Annotated in this window: 5 protein-coding genes and 2 pseudogenes; all 7 read right to left on the reverse strand. The window is 54.6% G+C overall.

Annotated features, from left to right (window positions below):
* A pseudogene (locus V6C07_RS10890) lies at positions 1–234 on the reverse strand (adenosylcobinamide-GDP ribazoletransferase); the annotation flags it as partial.
* Between the two features lie 10 nt (positions 235–244).
* Positions 245–886: a redox-sensing transcriptional repressor Rex gene (locus V6C07_RS10895; protein WP_015939258.1), complete on the reverse strand. Its 642-nt coding sequence runs from the start codon at positions 884–886 to the stop codon at positions 245–247.
* A 1,472-nt stretch (positions 887–2,358) separates the two neighbouring features.
* A complete protein-coding gene (atpE, locus tag V6C07_RS10900) occupies positions 2,359–2,682 on the reverse strand; it encodes an ATP synthase F0 subunit C (RefSeq protein ID WP_015939256.1) in 324 nt (107 codons plus the stop codon).
* A 137-nt stretch (positions 2,683–2,819) separates the two neighbouring features.
* Positions 2,820–3,524, reverse strand: coding sequence for a F0F1 ATP synthase subunit A (gene atpB, locus V6C07_RS10905; protein ID WP_333536508.1), 705 nt, complete (start codon positions 3,522–3,524; stop codon positions 2,820–2,822).
* Positions 3,525–3,807: 283 nt separating this feature from the next.
* Positions 3,808–4,230 carry a hypothetical protein gene (locus V6C07_RS10910; protein WP_333536509.1) on the reverse strand — a complete coding sequence of 141 codons (423 nt, stop codon included), beginning with the start codon at positions 4,228–4,230 and terminating at the stop codon, positions 3,808–3,810.
* Positions 4,214–4,570, reverse strand: a complete 357-nt coding sequence (locus V6C07_RS10915) for an AtpZ/AtpI family protein (protein WP_333536510.1) — start codon at positions 4,568–4,570, stop codon at positions 4,214–4,216. The genes V6C07_RS10910 and V6C07_RS10915 overlap by 17 nt, the downstream gene beginning before the upstream one ends.
* 159 nt (positions 4,571–4,729) lie before the next feature.
* Positions 4,730–4,928, reverse strand: a pseudogene (locus V6C07_RS10920) (23S rRNA (uracil(1939)-C(5))-methyltransferase RlmD); the annotation flags it as partial.

Consider the following 4,928-nt stretch of genomic DNA (forward strand, 5'->3'; position numbering starts at 1 on the left):
CGCGGCGCACAGCAGCAGATCGGCTGGAGGGGACTGGCGCAGCAGGAAATATAAAAGAAAGCAGGGCAGGGCGAGTGTGAGGCCAAGGCACAGTCCGGCCGGGCCGTAAAAAGGCAGGCAGCGGCCAAGGTCGCTCCCGGTGCAGTCCGGGCGGGGCGGTACAAGGCAGGTTAAAAAGGCCAGGGCGTCATAACAACGGCCTGGCCGGAACAAGCGGCATTTTTTCAGGTGCACGGCCAAAACCCTAGCGGGTCATGGGGTGATTGAAGGCCAGGGCGTAAAGATGGTGGAAAAAATCCACATATTCCACATTGATGCGTTCAGGAACCTTGATGCGGGCGGGTGCAAAGTTCAGGATGGAGGTGATGCCCGCGTCCATAAGGTGCTGGGCCGCCCGCTGCGCCCTTTCAGGCGGGGTGGTAATGATGCCGATCTCAATGTTCAGGTCAGACACCATGTCTTTGAGGTCGCGAGTGCAGTGGACTTCAAGCCCGTGGACGATTTCGCCGATCTTGAAGGGGTCGCAGTCGAATATGGCCACGATGTTGAAACCGCGGGCGCGGAATTCGCCGTGGTTAAGAATGGCCTTGCCGAGGTTGCCGACACCGATGAGGGCCATGCGCCATTCGCGGTCAACACCAAGGGAAGAGGTGATGGCGGCGATAAGGGATTTTACATGGTAGCCTACCCCACGAATGCCGAACTCGCCAAAGTAGGCAAGGTCCTTGCGCACCTGCGAACCGTTGACCCCGCAGGCCTCAGCCAGAGGGTTGGAGGAAATGACCTCTACATTATCGCGCGAAAAATTTTCCAGCACTTGCACGTATGTGGCGAGCCGCTGGATGGTTGCGCGGGGAATGTGTTTGCTTTTGGGTTGGTTAGCCATAAAAGTACCTTTTGAAAGCCGCGAGCTTGTCAACGGGAAGATGTCGTCTCGTGAAATAAAGTGTCTATCAAAAATCAGCAAATGTGCAAGCCGGGCTGCTTTTGTCAATGGTTACTGCCAAGAGCATATAAAATATACGTAATCCTATGCTATGGCAATGTCACGCTCAATCTAGCGCTATTGGGTTGCATGCACAACCATTGACGATGGCTGCCCCCCAGTGTGATGATAACAAGATAGCCAACATGCGCGTAAATTTTAAGTTACATTTTTTACTTGTTATAAAGGCATGTTACATGCTGGTTCCTTTTGGGTTGTGGCCGTTTGCCACGGGCCTGGGCCGGGAAAACGCGCGCATGTTACAAAAAGAATTTTTCGTGATCAAAAGGCTACTATAAAAGGGTACAAAGGTTAAGCCCCAAGCCTCAGAATATGTTCTGCGCTGCCAAAAAAGACCAAGACTTTGAAAACAAGCCGTTTATGCGCTGATTACTCCAATGGAGACCGATATTTCAGGTCTTTACCTGCACGGTTGCGCATGGTTCGTCATTATTTTCGCAATGCAGATTGTTGGGGATCCGTTTTTTCAGGGCATCCCCTTATTTTTAAGGCGATCAGCTTTGCTAAAACGTCCTGCGGGCGCAAAATAATTGAAATTTTCGTGCCTGTACCTGACAATTTCCGATAATGCAATTTCTGACAATATCTGACGATACCCGATAATGCCTGACAAGCCACAAGCAGGCGGGCCGGGCTGGCCGGTGCCTGGCGGCCCCTGGCACGGGGCGGGATTAGAGCAATTTAACTTTTAAATTGCTCGGGCGGCTGCGTGAGCAGACGTTCGCTACGGAGGCGTAAGCGCAGTTTCTCTGCGCGGTTAAACGCCGAAGTGAGCGTGCAACTTTGAGAATGTATATTCTCAAAGTTAATCTGCTCTAGTGGTTCGGTTGCTGGAAGGGACAGGCGGAAGGCCAGAGCATTTTAACTTTGAAAAAGTGTAAATGCTCTAACGCTGCATGAACGTGCAGCGCGCCGCAATGTGGTGTGGATTCATCTGAAAATCGCATTTTCGGCTGAATGAAAGCTTTGAAATGTGAAGCATTTCAAAGTTAATCTGATCTAGAAAGTTAATCTGATCTAGACAGTGTCGTCACGAGATGGATTTCCTTGGTATATCAAGGAGAACGAGTCTTTTATGCAGGGAGTGTACTCTTATGGAACTCGACCGGAATAAAAGGCGAAGTTCGACGCAGAGCTACCGGGGAAGGCGCGCGTGACGACACTGTCTAGAGGCGCAGGGCAGCGGGTGTATGCGCCAGCAGGCTGTATGCATGCAGTGCGTCAGGCCTCGTAAATTGATAGTATGCAAGGCCGCGCGAAAGGTCAGTACGCGAAGTAATGCGAGGCGGAAGAGAAAAGGCAAATAAAAAAGGAGGCCGAAGCCTCCTTTTTTTGTCAAAACTTGTCCGGCCTTACGCGTAGGGGTTGGCGTACAGCAGAATGAAGCTGATAACCAGGGCGTAAATAGCCAGGGATTCGATAAAGGCAAAGGCCAAAATCATGGTACCGGTGATCTTGCCGCTCACATCGGGGTTGCGGGCAACGCCTTCGCAGGCGCCCTTCAGGCCAAGGCCCATGCCGATGCCGCAACCGAAGGCGGCAATGCCGATTCCGAGGGCGGCGGCCAGGCAGGTGTAGCCAAGGGCCGAGGCATCAAGCTGGTTGGCGGCGAAAGCCATGGTAGCCATACCCAGAAGGGCCACGGTGTTCAGGGCGATCATCAGAAGTTTACGCATGAGACACTCCTTGCACTGTTGTATTGTTGGGTCATTACGACCATTCCCCACTATAGAGTGCCTGTTTTACGTCCGGCAGGAGACGCCGCCGGGCTGGACACCCGGTACGGAGGGCGGCGGAGCCGCCCGCGGCAAGGCTAGTGTTCGGGAGCCTCAAGAGCGCCCTTGATGTAGAACATGGTCAGCATGAAGAACACGAAAGCCTGCATGGTCTTGCCCAGAAGGAAAAGCGCATAGATGGGCAGGGTTCCCAAAATGGGCGCCATGACGAAGAACAGCACCATAACGATTTCTTCACCCCGGATGTTACCGAAAAGACGGAGTGAAAGTGAAACCGGACGGGAAAGATGCGATACCACTTCGAGCGGGAACATAAGCGGAATAAGAAACTTGGAAGGCCCGGTGAAGTGATGGATGTAGTGCGTTTTCCAGCGGATAAGGCCCACGGCGTTATAAAACACCAGCACAAAAAGGGCCATACAGACCGTGGTGTTGAGGTTGGCGGTAGGCGCGTCGAAACCGGGCACAAGGCCCATAAGGTTCATGCCGAAAATGTAGATGAAAATACCCGCCAGCAGGGGTACAAACTTGCGCCCATGCTCGCCCATGGTGGAAATGATAAAGTTTTCAATGGTGTCCACCAGGGCTTCAAAAAAGTTCTGCAAGCCGCCCGGCACTAATGTCAGGCGTCTGCGCAGGACCCAGGCCACCGCAAACAGGATAGCCATGCAGACCCAGGAGTAGAACACATGTTTGAATTCCACCACCTGTCCACCGATGGTGATTTCGTCCATGCCCATAAATGTGGAGAGCAATACCGGATGCGGCAAACCACCTGCCATGAGCCATGCCTCCTGGTCGATGCGCGCCTTGGCGCTACGTTGATGTAAAGCCCTAAGGCCATTCCCCAAAAATATTTTGTTTCGGCCCTGCCGTCATTGGGCAGACGGGCTGCCCGCAGGTAGCGCAGGGACACGAATTTTCACACACCCAGAATCAGGCTTTTGCCGGGTCGCAAAGGGGTGCCGCCGGATTTCCGCGCCGCGCACAGGCCCTGATGGGGAGGCTGCGGCTGAGGGTTGCGGGCAGTGTGCAATAACATTCTTAACTAAAAAGCAGCGTTAGTCACGGGGTGTCGCGTCGCGCGGCTCGCCCGGCCAAGGCAAAGCTGACCAAGGCGCACAGCCCGCCTGCCAGCATGCCGCCCACAAGTGCGAACACTGGAGCCTGATAGACGATGAGGGAGATATAAAGGATGCCCCCCACCATGACAAGCCTGCCAAGCCACTGGATAATCACAATACGCAAAAAAGCTGTGCTGTAATCGCCCAGGCCCCGACGTAAAAAAAATCGTGCCAGCCCCCAGAACGTCCAGGCCATAATGGACAGGCCCACACCAAACCAGAATATCCAGGGCAGTACCGTGAAACTCAGCGCTCCGGCAAGCAGAAAAGCGGCAGCAAGCAGAATTTCATTGCGCACCATGACGCGCACGGCCGGGTGATCAAGCCCTCGCCGCCAAAGCCAGGCGTCAAGGCTGTGTATCATGCTCTTTTTGCCGTTCACGGCCATCGGTTTTGCCCTGCTCCCCGGGAAGAACGCTTGTGGCCTCGTTTTGCGGGGCCAATCCCTTGCGCAAGGCGTCCTGCCTTGCCATCTTTTTCAGCAGCGCCTTGGTGTCGCGGTAAACATTCAGAAAACCGGCGGCGATGCCTATAAGCAAAAAAATCAGCTTGCCCCAGGGGCCTGTGTGCAGCCAGTAATCAATGCCATAGCCTATGGCGAATCCCACGGCAGGCCCGCTGACCAGATGCAGCCCGATCACCCCGGTGTTAGCCATGGCTTCAAGGCCGCTTTGCTGCTGCTTCAGAAAGTCTTTGAACGACATGACCCCTCCCGCGCTGCGGCTGCCCTCAGGGGCGGCTGAACAGGCATTTGTTCTCGCGCGTTAAAGGGATAGACGCTATAAACCCCAACGCTGTGTAAATTATCACAGCTTTTGCGCCGCGTCAATGACTTTGCCCGGAAATATGTGTGGTGCATGACCTTACAGGCTTTGCCACAGGGTCAGGCATTCCACATGCGGTGTGTGGGGGAACAGGTCCACCGCCGCCATTTCCACCAGTCGGTAGGCTCCGCGAAGCCGGGCCGCGTCACGGGCAAGCGTGGCCGGATTGCACGATACATACAATATGGTGTGGGCGTTGAGCCGCAGAAGCGCGTTAAGGGCGCGGGGGGCAAGGCCC

It is taken from the genome of Desulfovibrio sp. 1214_IL3152 (assembly GCF_036763055.1).
Classification (GTDB): domain Bacteria; phylum Desulfobacterota; class Desulfovibrionia; order Desulfovibrionales; family Desulfovibrionaceae; genus Desulfovibrio.